General features: G+C 68.8%; 26 protein-coding genes, 1 tRNA gene, 1 pseudogene and 1 CRISPR repeat array. Of the genes and pseudogenes, 15 read left to right on the top strand and 13 right to left on the bottom strand.

Features of this window, described 5'->3' with window-relative positions; all coding sequences use genetic code 11:
• Position 1: 1 nt before the first annotated feature.
• The 3 genes from cmk to C441_RS07840 all read right to left on the bottom strand — a co-directional run bounded on the left by cmk (position 2) and on the right by C441_RS07840 (position 2,460).
• Complete coding sequence (cmk, locus tag C441_RS07830) at positions 2-580, bottom strand: (d)CMP kinase (RefSeq protein WP_004969859.1); 579 nt, start codon at positions 578-580, stop codon at positions 2-4.
• Positions 581-765: 185 nt separating this feature from the next.
• Entirely contained in the window at positions 766-1,683 is a 918-nt protein-coding gene (locus C441_RS07835) for a DUF106 domain-containing protein (protein ID WP_007274629.1), read from the bottom strand.
• A gap of 150 nt (positions 1,684-1,833) precedes the next feature.
• Positions 1,834-2,460, bottom strand: coding sequence for an adenylate kinase (locus C441_RS07840; RefSeq protein ID WP_007274630.1), 627 nt, complete (start codon positions 2,458-2,460; stop codon positions 1,834-1,836).
• A 208-nt stretch (positions 2,461-2,668) separates the two neighbouring features.
• On the opposite strand from C441_RS07840, the gene C441_RS19885 reads away from it, so the two are divergent.
• From C441_RS19885 to kynU, 8 genes and pseudogenes are all read left to right on the top strand, one after another.
• The gene (locus tag C441_RS19885; RefSeq protein WP_160166870.1) at positions 2,669-2,815 is read left to right on the top strand and encodes a hypothetical protein; all 147 of its coding nucleotides are present in this window, start codon (positions 2,669-2,671) and stop codon (positions 2,813-2,815) included.
• Positions 2,812-3,849, top strand: coding sequence for a YeiH family protein (locus tag C441_RS07845; RefSeq protein WP_007274631.1), 1,038 nt, complete (start codon positions 2,812-2,814; stop codon positions 3,847-3,849). Before C441_RS19885 ends, C441_RS07845 begins: the two co-directional genes overlap by 4 nt.
• A 90-nt stretch (positions 3,850-3,939) precedes the next feature.
• Positions 3,940-4,335: a hypothetical protein gene (locus C441_RS07850; protein ID WP_007274632.1), complete on the top strand. Its 396-nt coding sequence runs from the start codon at positions 3,940-3,942 to the stop codon at positions 4,333-4,335.
• A 191-nt stretch (positions 4,336-4,526) separates the two neighbouring features.
• Positions 4,527-4,997, top strand: a complete 471-nt coding sequence (locus C441_RS07855; protein ID WP_007274633.1) for a universal stress protein — start codon at positions 4,527-4,529, stop codon at positions 4,995-4,997.
• A pseudogene (locus C441_RS07860) lies at positions 4,994-7,218 on the top strand (amino acid permease). The gene C441_RS07855 and the pseudogene C441_RS07860 overlap by 4 nt, the downstream one beginning before the upstream one ends.
• Positions 7,219-7,358: 140 nt before the next feature.
• The gene (locus C441_RS07865; protein ID WP_007274635.1) at positions 7,359-8,309 is read left to right on the top strand and encodes an alpha/beta fold hydrolase; all 951 of its coding nucleotides are present in this window, start codon (positions 7,359-7,361) and stop codon (positions 8,307-8,309) included.
• 313 nt (positions 8,310-8,622) lie between these two features.
• Positions 8,623-9,666 (top strand): HypE family hydrogenase expression/formation protein, encoded by a 1,044-nt coding sequence (locus tag C441_RS07870; RefSeq protein ID WP_007274636.1) that lies wholly within the window; start codon positions 8,623-8,625, stop codon positions 9,664-9,666.
• A 69-nt stretch (positions 9,667-9,735) separates the two neighbouring features.
• Positions 9,736-11,058 (top strand): kynureninase, encoded by a 1,323-nt coding sequence (gene kynU / locus C441_RS07875; protein WP_007274637.1) that lies wholly within the window; start codon positions 9,736-9,738, stop codon positions 11,056-11,058.
• Between the two features lie 27 nt (positions 11,059-11,085).
• On the opposite strand, the gene C441_RS07880 is transcribed toward kynU, so the two are convergent.
• From C441_RS07880 to C441_RS07895, 4 genes are all read right to left on the bottom strand, one after another.
• Positions 11,086-11,784, bottom strand: a complete 699-nt coding sequence (locus C441_RS07880) for an SDR family NAD(P)-dependent oxidoreductase (RefSeq protein ID WP_007274638.1) — start codon at positions 11,782-11,784, stop codon at positions 11,086-11,088.
• Positions 11,785-11,872: 88 nt separating this feature from the next.
• Entirely contained in the window at positions 11,873-12,292 is a 420-nt protein-coding gene (locus C441_RS07885; protein ID WP_049920502.1) for a desampylase, read from the bottom strand.
• Entirely contained in the window at positions 12,279-12,848 is a 570-nt protein-coding gene (locus C441_RS07890; RefSeq protein WP_007274640.1) for an NUDIX hydrolase, read from the bottom strand. Before C441_RS07890 ends, C441_RS07885 begins: the two co-directional genes overlap by 14 nt.
• A 69-nt stretch (positions 12,849-12,917) precedes the next feature.
• Positions 12,918-13,331, bottom strand: a complete 414-nt coding sequence (locus C441_RS07895; RefSeq protein WP_004042482.1) for an Lrp/AsnC family transcriptional regulator — start codon at positions 13,329-13,331, stop codon at positions 12,918-12,920.
• Between the two features lie 97 nt (positions 13,332-13,428).
• Here C441_RS07895 and carA point away from each other — a divergent pair, with 97 nt between their 5' ends.
• Together carA and C441_RS07905 are read left to right on the top strand one after the other, a co-directional pair.
• A complete protein-coding gene (gene carA, locus C441_RS07900; protein WP_007274641.1) occupies positions 13,429-14,511 on the top strand; it encodes a glutamine-hydrolyzing carbamoyl-phosphate synthase small subunit in 1,083 nt (360 codons plus the stop codon).
• A 168-nt stretch (positions 14,512-14,679) separates the two neighbouring features.
• A complete protein-coding gene (locus C441_RS07905; RefSeq protein WP_007274642.1) occupies positions 14,680-15,717 on the top strand; it encodes a PAS domain-containing protein in 1,038 nt (345 codons plus the stop codon).
• A 41-nt stretch (positions 15,718-15,758) separates the two neighbouring features.
• Here C441_RS07905 and C441_RS07910 read toward each other — a convergent pair whose 3' ends face one another.
• Together C441_RS07910 and gatD are read right to left on the bottom strand one after the other, a co-directional pair.
• A complete protein-coding gene (locus C441_RS07910; RefSeq protein WP_007274643.1) occupies positions 15,759-16,667 on the bottom strand; it encodes a GNAT family N-acetyltransferase in 909 nt (302 codons plus the stop codon).
• Between the two features lie 4 nt (positions 16,668-16,671).
• On the bottom strand, positions 16,672-17,919 hold the full coding sequence (gatD, locus tag C441_RS07915; RefSeq protein WP_007274644.1) for a Glu-tRNA(Gln) amidotransferase subunit GatD: 1,248 nt from the start codon (positions 17,917-17,919) through the stop codon (positions 16,672-16,674).
• Positions 17,920-18,174: 255 nt separating this feature from the next.
• Here gatD and C441_RS07920 point away from each other — a divergent pair, with 255 nt between their 5' ends.
• Positions 18,175-18,384 carry a PLDc N-terminal domain-containing protein gene (locus C441_RS07920; protein ID WP_004969881.1) on the top strand — a complete coding sequence of 70 codons (210 nt, stop codon included), beginning with the start codon at positions 18,175-18,177 and terminating at the stop codon, positions 18,382-18,384.
• A gap of 107 nt (positions 18,385-18,491) precedes the next feature.
• Complete coding sequence (locus tag C441_RS07925; RefSeq protein WP_007274645.1) at positions 18,492-18,986, top strand: hypothetical protein; 495 nt, start codon at positions 18,492-18,494, stop codon at positions 18,984-18,986.
• A 3-nt stretch (positions 18,987-18,989) separates the two neighbouring features.
• Here the strand turns inward: C441_RS07925 and C441_RS07930 are convergent, their stop codons facing one another.
• Together C441_RS07930 and C441_RS07935 are read right to left on the bottom strand one after the other, a co-directional pair.
• Positions 18,990-19,643: an ArsR/SmtB family transcription factor gene (locus C441_RS07930; protein WP_004969883.1), complete on the bottom strand. Its 654-nt coding sequence runs from the start codon at positions 19,641-19,643 to the stop codon at positions 18,990-18,992.
• Positions 19,644-19,708: 65 nt separating this feature from the next.
• Entirely contained in the window at positions 19,709-20,410 is a 702-nt protein-coding gene (locus tag C441_RS07935; protein WP_007274646.1) for a DUF1405 domain-containing protein, read from the bottom strand.
• 166 nt (positions 20,411-20,576) lie between these two features.
• Here C441_RS07935 and gpmI point away from each other — a divergent pair, with 166 nt between their 5' ends.
• Entirely contained in the window at positions 20,577-22,157 is a 1,581-nt protein-coding gene (gene gpmI / locus C441_RS07940; RefSeq protein ID WP_007274647.1) for a 2,3-bisphosphoglycerate-independent phosphoglycerate mutase, read from the top strand.
• Positions 22,158-22,199: 42 nt separating this feature from the next.
• Here gpmI and C441_RS07945 read toward each other — a convergent pair whose 3' ends face one another.
• Positions 22,200-22,832, bottom strand: coding sequence for a TVP38/TMEM64 family protein (locus C441_RS07945; protein WP_007274648.1), 633 nt, complete (start codon positions 22,830-22,832; stop codon positions 22,200-22,202).
• Between the two features lie 90 nt (positions 22,833-22,922).
• Between C441_RS07945 and C441_RS07950 the strand changes: the two genes are divergently transcribed.
• On the top strand, positions 22,923-23,294 hold the full coding sequence (locus C441_RS07950) for a DUF5830 family protein (protein ID WP_007274649.1): 372 nt from the start codon (positions 22,923-22,925) through the stop codon (positions 23,292-23,294).
• A gap of 31 nt (positions 23,295-23,325) precedes the next feature.
• Here the strand turns inward: C441_RS07950 and C441_RS07955 are convergent, their stop codons facing one another.
• Positions 23,326-24,465: a DUF7115 domain-containing protein gene (locus C441_RS07955; protein WP_007274650.1), complete on the bottom strand. Its 1,140-nt coding sequence runs from the start codon at positions 24,463-24,465 to the stop codon at positions 23,326-23,328.
• A gap of 128 nt (positions 24,466-24,593) precedes the next feature.
• Between C441_RS07955 and C441_RS07960 the strand changes: the two genes are divergently transcribed.
• Positions 24,594-24,742: transfer RNA gene (locus C441_RS07960), tRNA-Met, on the top strand.
• A gap of 118 nt (positions 24,743-24,860) precedes the next feature.
• Positions 24,861-25,218: a CRISPR direct-repeat array (repeat unit 30 nt; unit sequence GCTTCAATCCCACAAGGGTTCGTCTGAAAC).
• Positions 25,219-25,225 lie beyond the last annotated feature (7 nt).

The raw sequence follows: 25,225 nt of genomic DNA on the forward strand, positions 1-25,225 counted from the left end.
GTCAGAAGTCGTAGCGGACGCCTTCGACCGGGTATTTGCCCTCGTCGGCCTCGGGGTCGTAGGAGTCGACCGCGGCGATGCAGACGGCCGTCACCTCGTCGGGGCCCCAGCGGGCGGTGTTGAGCGCGATATCGTAGATAGAGAGGTCCGTGATGTCGATGTCGTAGTACGCGTCGTACCGCTTGGCCTCGCTCGCCTCGCGGGTCGTGGTCTCCTCGCGGGCGATGTCGGGCGCTTTGTCCTCGCGGTCGGCGATGCGCTCGGCGCGGACGTCCACCGGGGCGTCGAGCCAGAAGCGGAGGTCGGCGGCGTCGCCCGCGAGCCAGCCGGCGAGTCGGGATTCGAGGAGCACGTCGTCGCGGTCGAGCGCGATATCGCGGAGGCGGCGGTCGAGGTCGCGGTCGATCTGGTCGTCTTCCTCGGCGAGCTTGTTGAACTCGACGGCGGTCATGTCGCGCTCGGCGGCGAGCTCGCGGAAGATGTCCCCGCCGCTTATGTGTTCGAGGTCGAACGCCTCGGCGAGGGCGGCGGCGGTCGTACTCTTTCCGCTGCCCGGTGGTCCGGAGACGGTCAGTAACATATCCATGCTGTGGGCGGTCGGCTAAAAGGTGTTATCGTTGCCGACGGCCCCTGCGGAGGCTTCGCACGGGGTAGGGCGGACAGCTCGCGGCGGCGCAACGAGGTGGCGTCCCGCGGCTGGCGCGCGGCTGGCGAGTGTCGGAAACGGAGAGAGAAACCGGGTTGTTTCGAGTCGCCCGAACCGGCTTACGACGCCGACGGCGACATGTCGATGTTGAGCGACTTGCGGATGATCTGGGTGAAGCCCATCGAGCAGAGGAAGTACCAGACAATCCACGCCTGCATGGGGCCGAGAACGCCCTGCGTCCACTCGGCGGTGCCGACGAGCGGGAGCACGATGTTCCCGGTGATGATGTGCGGCTGGGCGTTCCCACCGACGCCGATGGCCCAGTACATCCAGAGGAACACCGGGATGGTGAGGAACATAATCCAGACCATCGGGCGGAACTGCTCTTTGAACATGCCCATCTGGTCGCCCATCGCCTCCATCTGCTCTTCTTGAATCTTTTCGAGCTCCGCGTCGTCGCCGCGCTCCTTGGCGTCCTTCTGCCGCTGTTGGATGTCCTTCATCCGCTCTTGATACATGCCCATCTTCTCCATGTCCATGAGGTTCGCCTGCAGGAGCGTGGAGTAGAGGCCGGTCGCGAGCGCGAGGACCATCACGACGGCGTAGAACGGGAGCATCTCGGCGAGCGGGCCGAGCGCCACGTCCATCACGCCGCCGATGAGGTTGCGGACCTCGGAGACGGAGTAGCCGAGGAACAGGCCGACCGTGACGACGGCCGCGCCCTTGTCGTACTTCGACCACGAGGAGTCGCCGGTGTCGATGTCGGTCGACGAGGACGACGACCCGCCGGAGCCGGACGTGTCGTCTTCGAGGCCGGCGCGGGTCTCACCCACGTCGGCGAGCCGGAACCCTTCGTCGCCGTCGACGAGGATACCCTTCTCGATGAGGCGACCCCACTGGCCGCTCGTGAGCTCGTCGCGAACGTCGGCCCACTCGACTTCTCCGTCGTCCGCCCGGTCGAGGACGGTCTCGACGGCGGCGCGCATGTCGGCGTCGGAGCCGACGAGGTCGCGCACCCGAGATTCGATTCGTGCCATTACCGGCTCATTAGCAACCGGCTGTTATCAAGGTTTTACTCTGCGGACGACAGCGAGCGCGCCGGCGGCGACGCTGGCGCTCCCGTTCCGTCGGTGAAAAACGTCGCGTCGAACTGCGTCGATGAGGCGGTTCGCGCGTCGAACCCCCGCTTACGCGTCGTCGACGACGGACCGGATGTCCTCGAAGACCTCGTCGGGGGTCTGTTCGCCGTCGACTTCGACGAGGACGCCCTCGTCGCGGTAGTGCTCGATGACCGGTTCGGTGTTCTCCTCGAACACCGACAGGCGCTCGCGGACGGTCTCTTCGGTGTCGTCGTCGCGCTGGACGAGTTCGCCGCCGCAGTCGTCGCAGACGCCCTCCTCTTCTGGCTGGTTGAACTTCACGTGGAAGTTCGTGCCGCAGTCGTCGCAGACGCGGCGGCCGGTGAGGCGCTCGACGAGTTCTGACTCGGCGACTTTCAGGTAGATGACCGCGTCGAGGTCGGTGATTTCGGTGAGGTACTCCGCCTGCGAGAGGTTCCGCGGGTAGCCGTCGAGGACGTAGCCGTCGGCGTCCGCCAGCGCGGCCTCGACGATTTCGTTGACGACCGCGTCGGGGACGAGTTCGCCCTTCTCCATGAACGAACGGGGCGTCCCGTACTCGGTCTCCATGTCCTTGTTCGCGCGCAGTGCGTCGCCGGTGGTGACGTGTTCGACGCCGTAGGTCTCGGCGAGTCGCTTCGACTGTGTGCCCTTACCTGCGCCCGGCGCTCCGAGCAGGAGGATGCGCTTTCCCATATCTGATCCCATCCAGCGAGAGCATATAGTGTTGAAGATACGTACTGAGTTCTGCGACGGCGACGGTCAGAGGAACAAGAAAATGTTGCTCCTTGTTTGTCGGCCTACAGCTCGTTCGGCCGTCCCACCGCGGTATTCGAGGGTTTTGTTGCCGGTTTCACAGACGGAAGCGACACGTTCAACGGGGCGGCCCGCGTGGCACTGACAGATGCGCGATTCGTCCCTCATGCGCGACGCGCTCGGCGCGACCGCCGTCGAGCGCGCGTACGGATTGTGGTGTACGCTCGAACGCGGCTGGCGCGCGACCGCCCTCGGACTCGTCGTCGTGACCGTCCTCGCGGCGCTCGGGCCGTGAGCGCCGGGGCAGACACGGACGCCACGGACGCCACGGACGCCGGCGTCGGTCGACTCGCGCGACTCGCCCCCGGCGTCGGCCTCCTCGTCGCTCTCGCGGCGGCGGCCACCCTCGTCGCCGGGGTCGTCCCCGGCGTCAACGCACTCCTGCTCGGCGTCTTCTTCGGGGCCGCCGTCGCCAACACGGTCGGCGTCCCCGACTGGGCGCGCCCCGGCGTCGACACGCAGAAACTCCTCCTCGAAACGGGTATCGTCCTGCTCGGCGCTCGCATCGCCGTCGACGAACTCGTCGCCTCCGGCCCCGTGCTCGTCGCGCTCGTCGTCGTCACCGTCGCCGCGGGCGTCCTCCTCGTCGAGGCCGTCGCCGGGCGCGTGTTCGGCCTCGCCGACAAGACCGGGTCGCTCCTCGCGGCGGGCGCGAGCGTCTGCGGCGTCTCCGCGACCACCGCCATCGCCGGCACCATCGACGCCGACGGCGAGTCGCTCGCCCACGTCGTCGCCGCGGTCCTCCTGTTCGACGCGCTCACGCTCGCGGTGTTCCCCATCGCCGGCGACCTGCTCCCGCTGTCCGGCCGCCAGTTCGGCATCTGGGCCGGTCTGAGCATGTTCAGCACCGGCCCCGTCACCGCGGCCGGCTTCGCCCACTCCGACGTGGCGGGTCGCTGGGCGACCGTCACCAAACTCGCGCGCAACTCCATGCTCGGCTTCGTCGCCGTCGCCTACGCGGTCCGCTACGCCGGTCGGGCCGAGGAGGCCGCGACCGGCCTGCGCGCCGTCTTCGACGGCGTCCCGCGGTTCCTCGTCGGCTTCGTCGCCGTCGCCGCCGTCGCCAACCTCGGCCTGCTCTCGGACGCGACGCTCGCGACCGTCGGCACCACCAGCGACGCCCTGTTCGCGCTCGCGTTCGTCGGCCTCGGCCTCGACGTCCGACTCGACGCGATGCGGCGGACGGGGACGGCCCCGCTCGCCGTCCTCGGCGTGCAACTGCTGACCGTCAGCGCGCTCGCGCTCGCCGCGGTCCTCGTGCTGTTCTGACGTGCGGGCGCGCTCCGGCGGTCGTCCAGCGGCCGCCCCCCGCCGCATCGACGCGGGTCGCTTTTGTACCGCGCGGCTGTATCCGTCCACATGACTCGATTCGAGGCCGACACCCCCCGCGAGCGCCGGAAGCTCTTCGCCGACGCCGTGTCGGCGCACCGCGACCGCGGCAGTGCCTTTCTCACCATCGAGGCCGAGCGCCTCGACGACATCGACGGCGAGGGCCCCGGCCCGTGGATTCAGTTCGCCGACCAGACGTTCAACATGGACGTGACCGAAGGGGAACTCGACCGCCTCAAGACGCTCCTCTCGGAGTTCCCCGAGTTCCGCATCGACCAGTTGGAGAGCCCCGAGGAGGCCGAGGGGACGAACGTCCGCATCACCGCCCGTTCGGACGCCAACCGTCTCGCCGGCTTCGCGGACCGCGTGTTTCAGGCGGTCTACGGCCGCGACGACGCGTACCGGGCGTGGGTCACCGCCGTCTGAGGGCTCCGTCCGGCCGGGACCGAATCGCTCGACACTGTCCCCCGGTTTGCGAACTTCTAAACCGGTTGGCGCACAATCCCGGCACATGAATTCCCGACGGTCACGTTGTGAATCGGGCATCGGTGCCCCGGCACAATCCCGTTCCGCCGGGTGGAATCGCCCCTCTCACTCCACTCTCGCGGGTTCGAGAGATGACTGAACACGTCGAGCCGCTGTTCTCGCGTCCTCTCCTCCCGCTCGCGAACGCGGACGACGCCGAACTCACCTGCGCCGCCGCGTTCCCGCGCATCGCCGCGGCCGGCGGTCGGGCTTCCGTCGTTCACGTCATCGAGAAGGCGGGCGGTGCCCCGGACAAAGCGGGCGTCGAACAGCGCGAGGAGGTCGCGGACGAACTGTTCGACGTCGCCCGCCGCGCCGCGGACGACGCCGGCATCGACCTCCACACCGACCTCCGGTTTGCGACCGATGTCGGCGACGCCATCCTCGACGCCGCCGAAGACGCCGACGCGACGGCAATCGTCTTCACCCCGCGCGGCGGTCGCTCGTGGTGGGACCTGTTTTCGGGCGCGGTCCGCGACCAACTGGTCCGGCACAGCGACCGGCCCGTGGTCGTTTTGCCGGCCGGAGCGGACGACGACGGCGATGCCGGGGGTGAAACATGACCTACGAGGAACTCGCCAAGGACCTCGGCCCGCTCGCGGCGTTGACAATCGGTATCGGGACAATGATCGGCGCGGGAATCTTCGTGCTCCCCGGCGCCGCGGTCCAGGAGGCCGGGCCGCTCTCGGCCGCCGCGTTCGTCCTCGGCGGCGTTATCGCGCTCTTGACCGCCGCATCAGCCAGCGAACTGGGCACCGCGATGCCGAAGTCCGGCGGCGCGTACTACTACATCAACCACGCGCTCGGGCCGCTGTTCGGGAGCGTCGCCGGGTGGGGCAACTGGATGGGGCTCGCGTTCGCCTCCGCGTTCTACATGACCGGCTTCGGTCAGTACGTGGTGACGTTCCTCCCCGTCCCGAGCCTCGTCCTCGGCGGTGTCACGGTTTCCGCCGTGAAGCTCGTCGCCCTCGCGGGCGGCCTCCTCTTCGTATTTGTCAACTACGTCGGCGCGAAGGAGACGGGGAAGCTACAGAACGCCATCGTGCTCATTCTGCTGGCCATTCTCGCCGTGTTCACGGTCTTCGGACTCCTGAACGCGGACCTCGCCAAACTCCGCCCGTTCGTCCCGCCGGACAAGGGCATGTCGCCGCTCCTGCCCGTGACCGGCCTCATCTTCGTCTCGTACCTCGGGTTCGTGCAGATAACCTCCGTCGCCGAGGAGATTAAGAACCCCGGCAAGAACCTCCCGCGGGCCGTCCTCGGCAGTGTCGTCATCGTGACGCTGGTGTACGCGCTCGTTCTCCTGACCGTGCTGGCCGCGGTGGACAACAGCCTCGTCGCCGGCAACGAGACCGCCGTCGTCGACGTCGCCCGGCTCCTCATCGGGCCGGTCGGCGCGGGCGCGATGCTGTTCGGCGGGCTCCTCGCGACGGCCTCGTCCGCGAACGCCTCGATTCTCGCCTCCTCGCGCATCAACTTCGCCATGGGGCGCGACCGAATCGTCTCCGAGGAGCTCAACGAGATTCACCCGCGGTTCGGCACGCCGTACCGCTCTATCGCCATCACCGGCGGGTTCATCCTCCTGTTTATCCTGCTGGCCGACGTCAGCACCCTCGCGAACGCCGGAAGCGTCCTCCACCTCATCATCTACGGACTGCTCAACGTCTCGCTCGTCGTGATGCGCGTGTCCGACCCCGAGGACTACCAGCCGGACTTCCGAGTCCCGCTGTACCCCATCACTCCCGTCCTCGGGGCGATTACGTTGTTCGCGCTCATCGCCTTCTTCGCCGACAGCATCGTCCTCCTCGCGGTCGGCTTCGTCGCGTTCGCCATGCTGTGGTACGCGGCCTACGCCCGCACGAAGGCGACCAAGCAGGGCATCCTCGGGAAGTACCTGCTCCAGCAGTCGGAGCAACTGCCCGACGCCGCGGTCTCGGCCGCCACGTCGGTCCAACCCGACGGCGGCTACCGCGTCATGGTCCCGCTTGCGAACCCCGAAAGCGAGCGCGACCTCGTGTCGCTGGCCGGGTCGGTCGCCAAGGCCAACGACGGGACGCTCGTCGGCGTCCACATCGTGAAGGTGCCGGACCAGACCGCCCTCGAATCGGCCCGCGAGGAGTACGACTTCGACGAGGCCGACCGCCTGCTCGAACAGGCCCGCGCCGACGCCGACGAACTCGACGTGGACATCGAGACCCACACCGTCCTCTCCCACCGGTCGTTCGAGGAGGTGTTCGACGCGGCGGAGACCTACAACGCCGACCTCGTCGTCATGGGCTGGGGCCCCGACAGCCACGGGTCGCCCGGCCGCGCCGAGAGCGCGTTCGAGGAGATAACCCACGCGCTCCCCTACGACGTGTTGGTGCTGAAGGACCGCGGCTTCGACCCCTCGCACGTGCTCGTCCCGACCGCCGGCGGCCCGGACTCCGACCTCTCGGCGTCCATCGCCTCGGTCCTCCGGGAGTTCTGCGACGCCGAGGTCGAACTCCTCCACGTCGCCGACGACGCGGCCGAAGGAGAGCGCTTCCTCCGGGAGTGGGCCGACGAGCGCGGCCTCGGGGACGCCACGCTCACCGTCGAGACCGGCGACGTCGAGACGGCCATCGCATCGAGTCCCACGCGACCGACGCGTCGCTCCTCGTCGTCGGTGCGACGGAGCGCGGCCTGCTCTCGCGGCTCGTAAGCGGCACCGTCGTCATGGACGTCGTCGACGACGTGGAGTGTTCGGTGCTCATGGCCGAACAGAGCCGCACGCGGAGCATCAGAAAGCGCCTGTTCGGGTAGCCCGCTCCGCGCCGAGTCGCCTCGCTCCGCACCGCCGCTCATCGCCCCGCTCTACCGCCCCGCAGGACCGACTCGTTTCTCGCAGACGACGGCCGCGCGTCGCCGCGGCACATTTGTCCCTCGCCGCCGTAGCGAGGGGTATGGCGAAGCAATCGGGGCTGTCGCGCGACGACGTGGAGCTGTCCGTCGAGGCGACGAGCCGTCGCATCGAGGTGGGCGAGGTCACGCTCCACGCGGTCGAAGCCGGGCCGGAAGACGGCGAACTCGTCGTCCTCCTCCACGGATTCCCGGAGTGTTGGTACGCGTGGGCGGACTACCTCCGTCCGCTTTCCGAGGCGGGCTATCGGGTCGTCGCGCTCGACCAGCGCGGCTACAACCTGAGCGACCGCCCCGCGGGCGTCGAGTGGTACAGCATCGACGAACTCGCCGGCGACGTGGTCGGCGTCGCGGACGCGCTCGGCCGCGAGAAGGCCCACGTCGTCGGCCACGACTGGGGCGGCGCGGTGGCGTGGTGGACCGCGCTCCACCACCCGGACCGGGTGCGCTCTGTCACCGCGATGAACCTCCCGCATCCCGCGGTGTTCGCCCGCCACCTCCGCCGCGACCCGGCCCAACAGCTCCGGAGCTGGTACGTCCTGTTCTTCCAGCTTCCGAAGCTCCCCGAACTCGTCGCCCCCGTCCGCGACTGGGCCGTCCTAGAGCGGGCGCTGACCGGCTCCGCGCTCCCCGGCACGTTCTCGGCGACCGATCTCGACTGCTACCGCGCCGCGTGGTCGGTGCCCGGGGCCTACGGCTCGATGGTGGACTGGTACCGCGCGGTCGTCCGCGAGCGACCGCGTCCCCGCGCCGAGACGGTCGAACCGCCGACGCTCGTCGTCTGGGGGAGCAAAGACAGGTTCCTCCGGCCGAAGATGGCGCGCGAGAGTCTCGCGTTCTGCGAGGACGGCCACCTCAGGACGTTCGACGAGGCGACCCACTGGGTCCACCACGAGGAGCCGGTCGCCGTCGCCCGCGCGGTCGTCGAACACCTCGACGACGCGTGGCGGACGCCGAACAACACCCCCGACGAGGCGGGCCACCGACCGGTCTGACTGTCGGCGGCCGGTTTCCCCGAAGCGGCAGTATTCTCCGCCGCCTTCGTGGAGCTATATAGGTCCATCGAGGGAACTTAGCGAGGTTCTTGTACGTCCGGCGTTCAGGTTGAAGCGACGCGGGCAGTCCGGTGGTGGGACTTTCCATGCCCCTTCGAACCGTCTCCGCGTCTCTTCATGAGCAGGGACGGGGGACCGTCCCGCCTTTCGACCGGCGAGCGACCGCGACGACGAACGGGCCTCAAACGCGACCGAGTCGGCCCCGCCGGCGGCGGATGAGTACGTTCTTACTCGCGGCCCCCGCAGGTCGCGTATGACCGACCTCGGAAAGGTCGACCGCGAGTTCTTCGACGAGTACATCTACCCGCGGTTGGGCGCGGCCCGCGACGACGTGGCGCTCGGCCCGACCCACGGCGTCGACTTCGGCCTCCTCGACATCGGCGGCACCGCCGTCGCCATCGCGACTGACCCCGTCTCCGTGCTCCCCGCGCTCGGCTTCGAGCGCGCCGGCCGGTTCGCCATCGACATCGTCCTCTCGGACATCGCCGTCTCGGGGCTGGACCCCTCGCATCTCGCCGTCTCCTTTACGCTCCCGCCCGAGATGACCGACGACCAGTTCGCCGAACTCTGGGAAGCGATGCACGACGAGGCCGACGACCTCGGCGTGAGCATCGTCACCGGACACACCGCCCGTTACGCCGGCTGTTCGTACCCGTGGGTCGGCGGCGCGACCGCGCTCGCCGTCGGCGACCACGACGACGTGGTCCGCCCGGACGGCGCGCGACCCGGCGACGACGTGCTCGTGACGAAGGGACCGGGCGTCGAGGCGACCGGCCTCCTGACGACGCTGTTCCCGGACGCCTTCGCCGACCTCGACGCCGACGTCCTCGCCGCCGCGCAGGCCCGACTCGACGAGACCGACGCCGTCCGCGACGCGATGACCGTCTCGGCCGCCGGCGGCCGCGGCGTCCACGCCATGCACGACGCCACCGAGTGCGGCGTCCACGGCGCGCTCAACGAAATCGCCGAGAGCGCGGGCGTCCAGCTCGAAATCGACGAGTCGAGCGTCCCGCTCCGCCCCGGCGTCCGCGAGACCTGCGAGTACCTCGGCATCGACCCGTGGCGCTCGACCACCGCCGGGTCGCTCGTCGTCGCCACGGACCCCTCTGTCACGGACGACGTGGTCGCCGCGCTCGACGCCCGCGGCACCCCCGTCGGCGTCGCCGGCACCGTCGTCGCGGGCGAGGGCGTCGTCGTCGACGGCGAGCGCATCGAACACCCCGACGTGGACCCCTCGTGGGCCGCCTACGAGCGACTCGCCCGCGAGGCCGAGTCGTCGGCGACCGACGCCGAATAAGCGGACCCGCCACTCGGGTTCCAGCGCGGGCCGCGCACCTACTTGTCGCGCGGGCGCTTCGAGGCGCGTATGGCCGAACCCGACGACCCCGGCGACTCCGACGACCCCGGCGACTCCGACGAATCCGACGAGCTCACCGTCGACACCGCCCGCGAGATGGACGCGACGGACCCGCTTTCGGACCTCCGCGACCGCTTTTTCGTCCCCGAGGGCGAACTGTATCTGGACGGCAACTCGCTCGGCCCGCTCTCTGTCGACGCCGAAGCCGCGCTCGACCGCGTCGTCGACGAGTGGCGCGACCTCGCCATCCGCGGGTGGACCGACGCCGACTCCGAGTGGTTCAGCTACGGCGAGCGACTGGGCGACCGACTCGCGCCGCTCGTCGGCGCGAAGCCCGAGGAGGTCGTCGTCGCCAACTCCACGACGGTCAACATCCACGCGCTCGTCGGGACGTTCTACGACCCCGCCCGCGGCGAGAAAATCGTCGTCGACGACCTCGACTTCCCGACGGACCACTACGCGATTCGCGCGCAACTCCGAGCGGCCGGTCGCGACCCGGACGAGGCGCTCCGCGTGGTCGAGAGCCGCGACGGGCGGACCATCGAGACCGAGGACGTGCTCGACGCCATCGACGACGACGTGGGGATGGTGTTTCTCCCGTCGGTCCTCTACCGGAGCGGCCAGCTGTTCGACGTCGAGGCCATCACCGAGGCGGCTCACGAGGCCGGCGCGCTGGCCGGCTTCGACCTCGCGCACTCGGTCGGCGCGGTCCCGCACCGACTCTCCGAGGTGGGCGCAGACTTCGCCGTCTGGTGCCACTACAAGTATCTCAACGCCGGCCCCGGCGCGATTGCCGGTCTCTACGTCAACGAGCGCCACTTCGGCGTCACGCCCGCGCTGGCCGGCTGGTGGGGCAACGACAAGGAGACGCAGTTCGACATGGCGATGACCTACGAGCCGGCGCAGTCGGCCGGCGCGTTCCAGTCGGGGACGGTCCCGGTGCTGTCCGCGGCCCCCCTCGACGGCGCGCTCGACGTCGTCGAGGACGCCGGCGGCGTGGCCGCCCTCCGCGAGAAGTCGCTGGCGCTCACGGACTACCTCATCGCCCTCGTGGACGAGCGACTGCCGGAGTGCGAGGTCGGCACCCCGCGTGACCCCGCGGCCCGCGGCGGCCACGTCGCGGTCGAACACCCCGAGGCCTACCGCGTCAGCCTCGCGCTCAAGGAACGGGGCGTCGTCGTGGACTTCCGTCAACCGAACGTCGTCCGGATGGCTCCCGCGCCGGCCTACGTCGGCTTCGAGGACGTGTACCGGGCGGTCGAGCACTTCCGAGAGATTCTGGACGGGGACGAATACGAGGCGTTCGAGAAGCAGAGCGGCGGCGTCACGTGAGGGTCGCGGCGGCGGGGAGTCGGTCGCTTACCAGTCGATGACTTCCTTGTCGCGCCAGAACTTCCCCGCGGGCGCGCCGGGCTTGAACGTGGCGAGCCACGTCGGCGTCTCCGCGCCCTTCTCGACCGGCCGGTTCGCCTCCTCGCCGCCCATGTCGGTGCGGACCCAGCCGGGACACACCGAGTTGGCGATGAGACCGTCGTCGCCGTACTGGCCGTCGAGGTAGACCGTGAGGCCGTTGAGGCCGGTCTTCGAGATTCGATACGCCGGCGACCCTCCGGACTGTTCTTCGCCGAGTGCGCCCATCCCCGAGGAGACGTTGACGACGCGGCCGCCGTCGGACTGGAGCAGGAGGGGAACGGCGTGCTTGCACATGAGCATCGGCCCGCGGAGGTTGACGCCGAGGGTGCGGTCGATTCGCTCGGTCGGTTCGGCGACGATGTCCTCGCCGTCCTCGGCGATACCGGCGTTGTTGACGAGGATGTCGAGTCGGCTCTGGTCGGCGAAGACGCCGTCGACGACCTCCTCGATGTCGCCTTCTTGGGTCACGTCGAGGAGGACGCGCTCGGTTCCCTCGGGCGTCTCGTTCGTGACGCTTCGGGACCCCGCGTACACCGTCGCGCCGCGGTCGCGGAGGTTCTCGGCTATCTGGCGGCCGATGCCTCGGTTCGCGCCGGTGACGAGCGCGACCTGTCCGTCGAGGTCGTCGTAGCGGTCGGGTTCCATGGACGGGTCTGCGGACTCGGAAAGGATATTCTCACCGAAGCGCGCCGGCGGGCGCGGCGTACCGGCGAGGGTCCGGGAGGCCGACGAGTCACTCGACCGCGACGGCGAGTTCGCGGAGCTCGTCGCCGGTCCACTCGTGGGCGGTCAGCCGGCCGTCGGGCGAGCAGATGAGATAGACGTAGCCCGGCCACGAGGCCTGTTCGCGGTCGGTCGCGCTCGGCACGGGGTCGGAGTCGGGATGCGAGTGGTAGAAGCCGACCGCGTCGTCGCCGGCCGCCTCGACGGTTTCGAGAATCGAAACCGTCTCCTCGGGGTCGAGTTCGTAGGCGACCCGCGGCTCGTCGGCGACGTTCGAAACGGGGTGGGCGGCGGTGACGGTGCGCGCGTCGCCGTCGCCGGCGAGGACGCCGCAGACCTCCGCGGGTGGGTCGCGGGCGGCACCCTCGCGGGCGTGCGAGAGAATCACAGCTCGCGCGTCGTCTGCGAGGGTGAGCCTACTCGAAGTCACGGCGCATGGCGATTTCGAACCACGGGCAGAGGCGCAGTTGGCGGTACCACTCGGGGTTGTCGTGGAGGTGCTCGTAGTCCGCCCAGAGCATGCCCGCAATCTCGTCTTCGTCGGGGTCGAGCGAGGTGTTTTCGAGCGTGACCTTCAGGACGGCACAGACCTCCCATTCGAGGCCGGCGTTCTCGTAGTAGCGCTTGTACTCGAACTTGTCCGTGACGCGGAGGTCGGAGTACTGGTCGGGGCTAATGCCGAGTTCCTCTTCGAGGCGCTCTTCGGTGGCCTCCTCTTGGGTCTGGCCCTCGACGGGGTGGGAGGCGACGGTGCCGTCCCACGAGGTGTCCCACAGGCGCTTGTTGGGCGCGCGCTGGGCGAGGAGTATCTGGCCCTCCTCGTTGAACACGAGGCAGGTAAAGGCGCGGTGGCGGATGCCGTCGCCCGTGTGGGCGTCGAGTCGGTTGACCGTCCCCTCCGCGTTGTCGTCGGAGTCGACGGCGATGACGTCCTGGGATGCGTTCTTGTGGATTTCAGTGGCCTCGTCGGCCGCGGCGTTGCTCATGTGCCTTCCGTCGGAGTCGGGGGTCAACTAAGCTTCGATGCGAACCGCGGACCACGCGGCGGCGGGCCGTCAGCCGAGGCGCTCGTCGAGAATCAGACGGGTTTTCGTGCTCTTCACGTCGTCGTGCTCGCGGGCGCGAGTGATGAGGTCGTTGACGGCGCGGGTGTCGGCGGCGTCGACGACGAGGACGATGTCCTCCTCGCCGGAGACCTGCCAGACGAAGTCCACGTCCTTCCAGTCGGCCATCAGCTCGGAGACGTCGTTGGTGTCGACGTCGACCGCGACGGTCACCTCTATCATCGCCTTCAGGTTCCCCGTCCGGGTCGAAATCGTAAAGCGCTCGATGACGCCCTCCTCGACCAACCGCTCGACGCGGTTCCTGACTGTCCCCTCGGAGGTCCCGACCTCGGCCGCAATCTCCGTGTTGGGGGTCCGAGCGTCCCGTCGAAGGATATCGAGGATGCGCCGGTCAAGCTCGTCCATACCCCACGTGTCCACCCCAGCGACTTACCGATTACGAATTTCGTAACTCACCTTCGAAAGCAACACTTATGCACCCGTGTTCCGTTCGTTTCTCGTAATGTCGGACGCCTATCTGGCGCTGGAAGACGGACGCGTGGTCGAAGCGCGTGGCCGTGTTCCGGGGCGCACACGCGGTGAACTGGTGTTCACAACCGCATATACGGGATACGAAGAGAGTCTGACCGACCCTTCGTACGAAGAGCAAGTCCTCACCTTCTCGTACCCCCTCATCGGGAACTACGGCGTCCGAGCCGAGCGATTCGAGTCCGACCGGGTCCACCCTCGGGCGGCCGTCGCACGCGAGTTCACGGAAGAGGTCGTCGAGTGGCTCGCAGACGAGGGCGTCCCGGCGGTCGACCACCTCGACACGCGCGACCTCGTCACGTCCATCCGCGAGGAGGGCGCGATGAAGGTCGGAATCGCCGTCGGCGAGGACGTGACCCCGGAGGACGCAAAGGAGGAACTCGCGCAGTGCAAGGGCATGAGCGAGCACGTCGACATCGGCGCGCAGGTCACCACGACCGAGCTGACGACGTTCGAGGGCGACGGCGACACCACCGTCGCGCTCGTCGACTGCGGCGCGAAGGGCTCCATCGTGGACTCCCTCGTCGACCGCGGCGCGACGGTTCACGTGCTCCCCTACGACGCGGCCGCCGAGGACGTGTCCGCGCTCGACCCCGACGTGCTTTTCATCTCGAACGGTCCCGGCGACCCCGAGAACTACACCGCGACGCGCGACCTCGTCGAGGAGTTCGCCGGCGAGGTCCCGCTGGCGGGCATCTGCCTCGGCCAGCAGATCGTCGCCAGCGCGCTCGGCGGCACCACAGAAAAGATGGCCTTCGGCCACCGCGGCGTCAACCAGCCCGTCCGCGACCTCCGGAGCGGAAAAGTCGTCATGACGACCCAGAACCACGGCTACACCGTCGCCGACCCCGGCGACCAACTCGACGTGACGCAGGTCAACGTCAACGACGACACCGCGGAAGGCCTCGCCAGCGAGGAACTGAGCGTCATCACGCGTCAGTACCACCCCGAAGCCCACCCCGGTCCCCACGACTCGCTCGGCTTCTTCGACGACGTGCTCGCCATGGCGGGTACGGAGGGAAACGAGCGTAAGCCCCAAGTCGCACCCTCGGACTGACCACCGCGACCGACCCGACCTCCGACTCTCGACGGCCCGGTCGATTGCACCCCGACCGCCGGCGGTCGAACGCCGATTTTTAGATACTTCGCGCCGCGAGCGACGCGACGCGCAGTTCAGACCCGCGTGGTAGAAACTGTCAAATCGATTCCCAGCGTATACGCTGTGATGGACGACGTCTCGCTCATCGAACGGGGGTTCGAGGAGTTTCCGGCGACGATTGCGCTCCTCGACAGGCGTGGCGACATCGTCTACACGAACCGGGCGTGGCGGGCGTTCGCCGACGCGAACGACTACGTGGGCGACCCCGATTCGACGGGTATCAACTACCTCGCGGTGTGCGACGCGGCCCGCGAGACCGACGAACTCGCGGGCGTCATCGCCGACGGCATTCGCGCGGTGCTCCGCGGCGACCGCGACCTCTTTACCGCCGAGTACCCGTGTCACTCGCCCGCCGTCTATCGGTGGTTCGCGCTCCGCGTCGTCTCGGTAGACACGCCGAGACACGGGAGCTTCGCGCTCGTTTCCCACTTCGACATCACCGACAGGCGGCTCGCGGAACTGCAGGTCAACGAGAAAAACGAGCACCTCGCGGCGCTCGTCAGCGTGCTCGCCTCGGAACTCAAAGCACAGCTCGCGTCGGCCGCCGCGTCCGCCGAGCGACTCGCCGCGGTCGACGGCGACGACGCGGTCGCGCTCTCCCAGAGCCTCTCGCGCATCGACTCGCTCGTCGAGTGGGGCATCGGCATCGCCGAGCACCCGAGCACAATCGACCTCGCGCCGGTGGACTTCCGCGAGCGCGTCGCGGAGGCGTGGGCGGTCGCCTCGCTCGACGACGCTGGCGACGCCTCGCTCCGGGTCGTCGGCGACGGGTCGCTCTCGGCGGCCGGCCACCTGTTCGGGCTGTTCTTGGTCGCGGTGCTCACGACCTGCTTCGAGCGGAACGCGTCGGCCGGTCCGTCGTTCAGCGTCGTCGTTGGAACGACTGCCGGCGGGTTCTACATCGACGACGACGGCCCCCACCCGTCCCCGGCAGAGCGCGCGGCGGCGACCGCGGATGTGAGCCAATTGCTCGGCGTCGACTACGACTCCCCGCATCTCCCGACGGCGCGACGAATCGCCGACCTGCACGGCTGGCAGTTCGACGTGGGCGACTCGGAACTCGGCGGGGCACGCTTCGAAGTCCGCGGTGTCGACTGGAACTGACCGGCGTTCGGCCGGTCGTCGAAAAGCGATTTTCGCGCCCGTCAGGAGACGTCGGCTTCCATGACGAACGTCGGCTCTTCCGCGAGGTCGCTTCGGGCGAGTGCGGCGTCGGTAATCCAGTCGACGCGCTCGGGGAACAGAACGCGCGTCCGGTCCGCGCCGACCGAAGCGGCGTCGCGGCGGACGGCGTCCAAAAGCGACCCGCAGGCCGACGCGTCGTCCCACGCGGCGACCGCGTACTCGGCCCACGTCACCTCGCCCTCGTCGTCGGATTCTCGGGAGAAGGTCCGGTTGCGATAGGTGAAGCCGGTCGCGCGGTCGTCGCCGACGACGAACAGTCGGTCGTCGTCCGCGGCGTCGTGGAGGCGCTCGCGGGTCAGCTCGGAGAGCGCCCACGACTCCGCGGGGTCGAGCGCGAGCCCCGACAGCGCGGTTCGGGCCTCACAGCCGGTCCAGTAGGCCCACGCGGCGTCGGCGTCGTCCCCGACGGCCGCCTCCGGGTCGGCGGTCGAGTCGGGGTCGGGCATCGCCCACCGGAACTCGATGCCGGGGTCGAACCCGGCCGTGCGGGTGGTGGCGAGGCTCGGGACGTTCCACGAGTGGACCATGTTGCGGACGCGGCGCGCGCCGCGCTCGCGCGCCCAGTCGAGAAGCGCGCGCGACAGTTTGGTCGCGAGCCCCCGCTCGCGGTAGTCGGGCGCGACGCGCATGCCCTGCGCCCAGCCCTCGTATTCCGACAGCATGACGACCTGTGCGATGGCGGCCACGTCGTCGGAGGGCGTCTCCTCGCCCATATCGACGATGAGCGTCGCCTGCTCCGACTCTCCGGGGGCAATCCAGTCGTGGTAGATGTCGGGGAGGTAGTCCGACACCCCGCGGTCTGCCCACGTGTCGCGGGTGAACGCGGCGACCGCGTCGTAGTCCTCGGGCCGCGCGGGTCGAATCTCCATCAGGTCACTCCCACGGGACCGAGCGCTGAGTCAGTTCGCCTTCGAGGTCCCGACCCATCGCGCCCGTCGGGTCGGCGACGTTGGCGAGCGCCCACATGAGCTTCACCTTCGCCGTGCCGGGGAGCGTGTCGCCCGCCTCGACGACGCCGGCGTCGAGCAGGTCGCGCCCGGTGTCGTAGACGCGGTCGCAGACGCGGCCTTCGAGACACTGCGAGGTCATGGCGACGACCGTGCCGTCCTCGACGAGTTCCTCGAACCGCGGGATGAGGTCGGTGTGGACGTGGCCGAGGCCCGTCCCCTCGATGACGACGCCGTCCTTCCCGTCGAGGTAGTCGAGCGCCGCGGGGTCCATCCCCGGCGTGAACTTCACGAGTTCCACCTCGGATTCGAGGTCGGCGTGGAGCGCGAGGTCGGCCTCCCCGCGTGGGGCGTAGTCGCGGCGGAACGTGACCTCCTCGGCCTCGTAGTCGACCTCGCCGAGCGGCTTCGCGCCGACGGTCTCGAACGCGTCGCGCCGGGAGGTGTGGTTCTTGCGGACGCGCGTCCCCTCGTGGAGCGCACAAGCGTCGTCGGACTCCGAGGCGTGCATGCAGATCATGACCTCGGCGGCGTCGGCCTTCGCGGCCTCGACGGCGCAGACGGCGTTCATCACGTTGTCAGAGGAGGGGCGGTCCGCCGAGCGCTGACTGCCCGTGAAGACGATTGGCACGGGCGTGTCGAGCATGAACGACATCGCCGACGCGGAGAACTGCATCGTGTCGGTGCCGTGCATGACGACGACGCCGTCGGCCCCGGCCTCGATTTCCTCGGCGACGGCCTCGGCGAGGTCGACCCACACGTCGGTCGTCATGTTCTCCGAGAGGATGTTGGCGACGACGCGGCCGCGGTAGTTCGCCCGCCCCGCGAGGTCGGGGACGGCCCGGAGCACGTCCTCGGCGTCGAACTGCGCGGTCACCGCGCCCGTGCGGTAGTCGACCGTCGAGGCGATGGTCCCGCCGGTCGAGATGAGCGAGACGGTCGGGAGGTCGTCGTCGAACTCGATTTCTGAGGTGCCGTCGCCCTCGGACTGCGCGTCTTCGATGTCGTACACGTCGGTTTCGAGCACGTCCACGTCGGCCCCCTCGCGGGCGATGCCGACGTTGTACCCGCCGTCGAGCTTGACGACGAGGTGGTCCTCGGTGGAAGACGGCATGAGCACGCCTTCGTTCGTGACGTCCGCGCGGGTGACGCGGACGCGGTCCCCTGCGTTCATATCGCGGGATACCGCGGGGGCAGACTTCAAACCCACCATTCCACCTTTTTCGTCCTCGGGGTCGCGTAGCGACCCGCTCGGAGCAAAAATCTGGACCAAAAATGCCGAACGGTTCGCTACGCTCACCGTTCGGTGCGATTGCTGGCCACGAGTACCACAGATTCATCCCCGGCTCGCGAGCGTGATGCAGAGGATGTTAGCTCCGCAGACATAACTGGCACAAGACATTTTATCCGGCCGACCGTCGGCCAGCGTATGCTCCCCACGATACTCCTCCAGTCGCGCGGCGCAGGCGCGTTCGTAATCGGCCTGCTGTTTTTCCTCCTGTTCCTCGGGATGGTGGTGTGGACGTACCGCGACGCGAAGCGAAACAGCAGTCACCCGGCGTTCCTCTGGGCCGTCGTCGTCTTCCTCGCGCCGCTTCTGGGACTCGTCCTGTACTTCATCCTCGGCCGCAACGCGTAGCTCCGAGCCGGGCGGCGAACCGTCACGCGACGCGAACCGACGCGAACGGTCTCCGCGGCTGACTCACCGGCACAAGAGCCATCAGGCTCGCCCGCGACCCTGTACACATGCAACGGTCGGACCAAAAGGAGTCTGAGCAGTCCGTCGACGACGTGCTCTCCGGATTGACCCGCGAGCGCGACGACGCGACGCGGACCAGTTCGCCGGACTCGTCAGGCGGCGGTCGCCTCGGTGGGCTGTTCTCCCCGCGCGCGTTCCTCGCGGCGCTCCTGCTCTCCATCGGCGGCCTCCTCGTCGGCGGCGCGATTCCCCTCGTCGGCTTCATCGGCCGGTTCGCAGGCATCGCCGGCGCCGGCTTCCTCCTCGGCCTCGTCGGGTCGAAGCGACACTACACCGAGGTCGTGCTCGCGGGGGTAATCGCCGCCGGCCTCGCGTTCGTCCTCTCGACGCTGTTCGCCGTGTTCGCGCCCTTCGCGGTGCAGTTGCTCGCGGACTACGGCGTCGCCATCGCGGGCGTCGGCGCGGCGAGCGGCGGGCTCGCGGCGCTCGTCGGTCACTACTTCGGCCGCGACCTCCGGGCGGGCCTGACACAGGAGCTGTAGCCGTCAGTCGATTCGCCAGCGGTCGCCGTTGTGGGCGACGAGGTCGCCCTCGGCGAGGTGGTGGAGCGCGCTGTCGACGACCGCGGGGTCCGCGTTGAGGTCCTTCGCGATGCCGCGGACGGTGTTCGACCCGTTGGCGAGCGCGGCCAGAATCTCGGCGTAAAAGCGGCTGTCGGCGTCGACGCCGAGGCGGTCGTTGAGGCGGTCGAGCACGTCGGTGATTCGGCCCTGCACCCACCGCTGGGCCAAGGAGAGTTCGTTGTCGAGTTCCTCCAGTTTCCCGAGTTCGCGTGCCAACTCCGAGATGTCGTCGCTCCCGGCGTTCTCGACTTCGAGCGTCACGTGCGGACAGCGCCCGGCCATGTCGAGGCTCGGACTCGGCGGGTAGGCGCTTTTCGCGCCGAACCCGTACGGCGAGACGTTCACCTCCAGTCGGAGGTTCCGCGAGATGTGGAAGTACTTGCGCCGCTGGTCGTCGGTGCGCGACTCGATGAGCCCCGCGTCCTCCAGCTTTCTGAGGTGGTCGATGACGGCCTTGGGGCTGACGCCGAGGTACTCGCTTATCTCGGTGACGTAGCACGGTTTGTGCGAGAGCAACCGCAGGATGCGCCGGCGGTTTTCGTTCCCGAGTAGGTCGAGCAGTACCGCGGAGTCCATTACGAGGTCATAGACTGCGGGTGGGGAAAAGCCTGACTCATGTGATACTCCGCGCCGTCGTGCGATTAGCGATTGTGACTCGCGGGGCGCTCACGGGGCGGTCTCCGGGGGTCCGAGAGGCGGTCGAACGCCCGCGACGCGAGAAACACGGCGAGGAACGAGAGCGCGACGGTGATGCCCGCGAGGAGCGCCCCCGCCTCGTACTTCAGCGGCGGGTAGTAGCCGAGGCCGTAGTCGAACACGTCGTTGACGAGCGCGAGGACGAGGGCGAACCCGAGTGCGCCCTTCGTGGTCGCCCCGTAGCGCGGGACGAGGAGCGCGAGCGCGAGAAAGCCCGCGTGGGTGAGCATGATGCCCCAGTAGTCCCAGAGCGCGGCCCCGGAGAAGCCGACGTAGAGGTCGGGTCGGAGGTTGAGCGCGACGACCGTCCAGACGCCGTACTTGACGAGCCAGACGAACGCGAGCGTGTGGAGGTACGCGAGCGGCCGGTTGACGGGCGCGTCGGCGACGCGGCGACCGAGGTTCGGAAGCAGTGTCGCGGCCGACAGCGTCATCAGCGCGAGGGCGGTCGGCGAGTCGCCGAAAAGCGGGTAGAGGAACGTCGGCAGGTCAGAAAGCGCGGGGTCGGAGTGGACGTAGAAGCTCACCCCGACGAGGAACGCGGCGGCGTTGAGGACGAGGAAGACGACGAGGCTCGGCCCGTTTCCGAGGTAGTACTCCGCCCAGTCGTCGACCGCCGCGTCGAGGTCGAAATCGCGCAGACCCATCGCCGAGTCGGACGGCGCGCCGAAAGAAAAGGCCGTCGGGGCGGGGCGGGGCGGCGCATCCCCGCCGTCGGGAGGCGAACGCCGCCCTCTCATCTCCGTGCGCGACACGTTGTCACCCCATGTCGGGAGCAAAGGACAGTTACCCCGGCGCGCCGAACGGCGACGTATGGACGCAGCACTCATCATCCTCGACGGGTGGGGACTCGGCGACCACGACCGCCGCGACGCCATCAAGGCGGCGGACACGCCGAACTTCGACCGCTACCGCGACGCGGGCGCGTTCGGGACGCTCATCGTCGACGGCCGGCGCGTCGGCCTCCCGGACGGCCAGATGGGCAACAGCGAGGTCGGCCACCTCAACATCGGGGCCGGTCGCGTCGTCAAGCAGGCGTACACCCGCATCGGTGACAGCATCGACGACGGCTCGTTCTTCGAGAACGACGCCATCACGGCCGCCTACGACCACGCCGACGAACACGACGGACGCGTCCACCTCATGGGCCTCGTCTCCGACGGCGGCGTCCACTCCGACCAACAGCACCTCCACGCGCTCATCGAACTCGCCGCCGACCGCGGCGTCGAGGCCGTCACCCACGCCTTCACCGACGGCCGCGACACCAGCCCCACCGGCGGCGAGGAATACCTCTCGGAGCTCGAAGCCGTCGCCGACGAACAGGGGACCGGCGGCGTCGCCACCGTCTCCGGGCGCTACTACGCGATGGACCGCGACCAGAACTGGGAGCGCACCAAGCGCGCCTACGACGCCATCGTCGAGCGCGAGGCGGAGTGGACCGCCGAGACGGCCGTCGACGCCGTCACCGAGTCGTACGACCGCGGCGACACCGACGAGTTCGTCGAGCCGACCGTCGTCGACGACGCGCCCGCGCTCGAAGACGGCGACTCGGCCGTCTTCTTCAACTTCCGCGCCGACCGCGCTCGACAGCTCGTGCGGATGCTCTGCGACATCGAGCCGGTCTGGGAGTTCGAGACGACGCCGCCGGAGATTCTCATGACGACGATGACGCAGTACGACAAGACGTTCGACGTCGCTGTCGCCTACCCGCCGGAACAGCCCGAGGACACGCTCGGCGAGGTGCTCGCCGAGGCGGACATGACGCAGTTGCGCATGGCCGAATCGGAGAAGTACCCCCACGTCACCTACTTCCTCAACGGCGGCCGCGAGGTCGAGTTCGACGGCGAGATTCGGAACATCGTCGAGAGCCCCGACGTGCCGACCTACGACCTCCAGCCCGAGATGTCCGCGGTGGAACTCACAGACACGGCCATCGACATCATCGAGTCCGACGACCCGAACGTGATGGTGCTCAACTACGCCAACCCCGACATGGTCGGCCACACCGGCGACTACGAGGCCGCCATCGAAGCGGTCGAGGCCGTCGACGAACAGCTCGGGCGGCTCGTCGAGAGCGTCCGCGCCCACGGCGGCCACGTCTGTATCACCGCCGACCACGGCAACGCCGACGACATGGGCACCGAAGACGACCCGCACACGGCCCACACGTTCAACCCCGTCCCGTTCGTCTACCTCGCGGCCGACCGCGACGACGAGGCGGCCGCGGAGAACGACGCCGAGGCCGAGCACGCCGAAGTCGACCCCGAGCATCCGCTTTCGGGCGGTCGGACCGTCCGCGAGGGCGGCTCGCTGTGCGACATCGCGCCGACCATCCTCGAACTCGTCGACGTCGACCAGCCGGCCGCGATGACCGGCGAGTCGCTGTTAGAATAGGTCGCCGTCGCTCACGCACTCGGTTTGGGTGCACTCAGCAGTCTACGCGCCGGACTCGCCTCGATAGCGACGGTACGCGGTCGGGACGAGCATCGACACGCCCGCGACGGCGGCGAGGACGACGAACTCCGGGCGGACGGCCGCGGCCAGTGACTCCGTCGTGAGCGTCTCGACCGACGCGCCGGCGATGACGCCCGCGACGGCCCACGGGAGTTCGCCCACGGCGGTCCCGAGCGCGAACGCCCCGAGTCGGACGTCGGCGACGCCCGCCGCCACCGACACCACGTCGGAGGGGATTGGAAACAGACGACTCGCGGCCACGCCCGTCACCGATCCCGTCTGTTCGACCGTCCGTTCGCCGACCGCGGCGAGTCTGGTGGTGCCCCGGTAGCGCCGCGCAAAGAGGTACGGCGGGACGCTCGTGAGGACGATGAGCGCCAGCGCCAACGGCACGCCGGCCGGTCCGAGACCGTAGCCGACGACGAGCGCGAGGAGCGTCGTCGGCCACGCGAGAAGCGGGCGCACGACCGCGAGCGCGCTCACGACGACGACGAGTCGCACGGGGTCCGCGGCGACCCACGCCGCGCGCGAGATGACGGCGTCTGGCGACGCGAGCAGGAGACCGGCGACGACGGCCGCGAGCGCGAGGCCGGCGGCGAGGCGCGGACGGGGCACGGAAGCTCTGCGGTCCGTCGTCGCGCGGCGACCAAACGCTTTGTGCTTCGGAGGGCTTTAGCCCGACCCCGTTCGATTGGCTCCCGAACCGTGACCGAGCCCACACGCGACGAGCGCGTCGAACTCGCGCTCGACCTCCTCGCGCACCTCGAAGCCGACGAACTCTCCCTCGCCGAGGTCGTCGACCGCATCGAGACGGTCACCACCGACCCGACGCTCACCCGCGACATCCTCGACGCGGCGGAGCTTCGCGGCATCATCGAGCGCGACGGCGGCCGCATCCGTCACAACCGCGGCGGCACGTTCGTCCGGTTCGAGAGTCAGGTCGTCCAACGCGAGGGCGACTTCGACTGCCGCCGCTGTGGCGCGTCCATCTCGACGGGCCACTTCGTGTGGTTCGAGTCCGGCGAACTCGGGCCGTTCGGCTCGTCGTGTGTCAGAAAAGTGCTCGGCCGGGAGTAGGCTGGCTGGCTCTCGCCGGCGTATGACCGCGCTACCGCCCGCGGCGGAGTTCTTCGATGAGCTGTTCGACCAGCTCCTGCTGGTGGCGAATCTGCTCGCTTTGGGCCTCGACGACCTCGCGGAGCGACTCGATTTCGGCGGCGAGTTCGGCGTAGTCGGCGTCCGAACCGGTGGCCCCGGCCGAATCGGACTCGGCGGCCGATTCGAAGCCGGACCCCTCGAACCCGAGGTCGCCGGCGTCGGCGACGTTGCCGGACGACGGCTCGGCGGCCGGCGATTCGGTGGCCGACTGAGTCGTCGCGGCCTCGGCCGCCTTCGCTTCCGCCACCGCGCCGGTCGCCGGCGCGGACTCGACGGACTGCGTCTGGGCGGCCCGCCGGCTCTGTTCGGCGGGCGCGTCGCCCTCGGTGCGGGTGGCGTTCGCCGGCACGTCGGAGAGTTCGCCGGGGTTCGCGCTCAGGGGGTCGGGCCCCGCGCCGAAGTCGGTGTTGTCGCGCTCCGTGTCGGCGGACTCGGCGGTCGCCTGCGCTTTCTCCATCTGGACGCGGAACTCTTCGAGACTGCCGACGCCGTGGTAGTCACACAGCGCCCGCGCGAGTTTCTCGCGGACGAGTCGCGCCTGCTCGTTGGGAATCTTGAACCGCTCTTGGCGACCGTCGACGGTGAGCACGACCGTCGTGGCGACGCTCCCCGACTCGAATTCGAGGTCGGTCACGTCGGCGTAGCGGTACGACTCGTAGTCTTCGTCCCAGACCGCACTCCCGATGTGCCGGACGACGCGCGCGTCGGTGATGACGAACGTGAGCTCGCTGAATCGGAACGCCTGAACCAGGCGCTCGCCGTCTTCGTCGGTCACGCCGGCGGCCGCGAGGACGCCCTCGACGATTGGCTGGAGCGCGTCGTCGAGTCGCTTCGCGGACAGCGAGAACGTCTCGCTTCCGTCGAGGCCGTAGTCGAGCGATATCTTCGCTTTCCGTCGCCCCTCCTTGACGGACAGTCGTTCGGCGGCGTGCGAGAATTCGTCGACGGACTCGTCCGAGAGGAGGCCTTCGGCCCGATAGACGAGCGTCCGCGTCGGAGTTACAAACAGTTCGTCCTCGCCCCCGAGGTGGACGCGGGTCACCACGTCTTCCTCTCCGAGGACGGACTGGACGATCTCCGGTTGGCTCATGCGTGTGTCCACCCGGTGTTGGGACATAAATCCGCGGGTGATGACTCGAATCGAGTGGCGTGGTGACTCGTCCCGCGGTCGTCGGAGATGAGAAGCTTAAATACAACCAGCACACAACGGGAAGTTGAGCCCGGGTGGCTTAGCTGGACATAGCGCCGCACTCATAGGGTTTCACAATCGGTGCGGAACGCCTTGGAAGCCTCCGCCCCCCGCGAGGTCATGCCGGCCTCGCACCTGGGACATGCGGAGATCGTGGGTTCGGAGCCCACCCCGGGCATTCTTCGATTTCGTCACGTGGACAACTGCAACGCGAGTCACGACGTCGTCTCTCGATTTTCACTGGAAGCGGTGGTGTTCTCTGCTGTCGCGTCACCGATGGCTGTACTCCCGAACGGGATTCAATTCCACAAGGGTTCGTCTGAAACTTTTCGTCCCTTTTTGCCAATGTGCTACACGGACGGCTTCAATCCCACAAGGGTTCGTCTGAAACTTGCGTCGACGTTGATGGGGAGCGCGGGCCACGGCCGCTTCAATCCCACAAGGGTTCGTCTGAAACATTGTAGTAGCACCTGTTGCAATTGCACCGCAATTGCTTCAATCCCACAAGGGTTCGTCTGAAACCGGTTTCGCCTCTGGGGTCCGCCACGATGTCGCGGTGCTTCAATCCCACAAGGGTTCGTCTGAAACCGTAATCGCTCACGGATGGCGTGTGAAAGAGTGGGCGCTTCAATCCCACAAGGGTTCGTCTGAAACCGTTGAC

The sequence above is a fragment of the Haloferax sulfurifontis ATCC BAA-897 genome (assembly GCF_000337835.1).
In the GTDB taxonomy this organism is placed as follows: Archaea; Halobacteriota; Halobacteria; order Halobacteriales; family Haloferacaceae; genus Haloferax; species Haloferax denitrificans.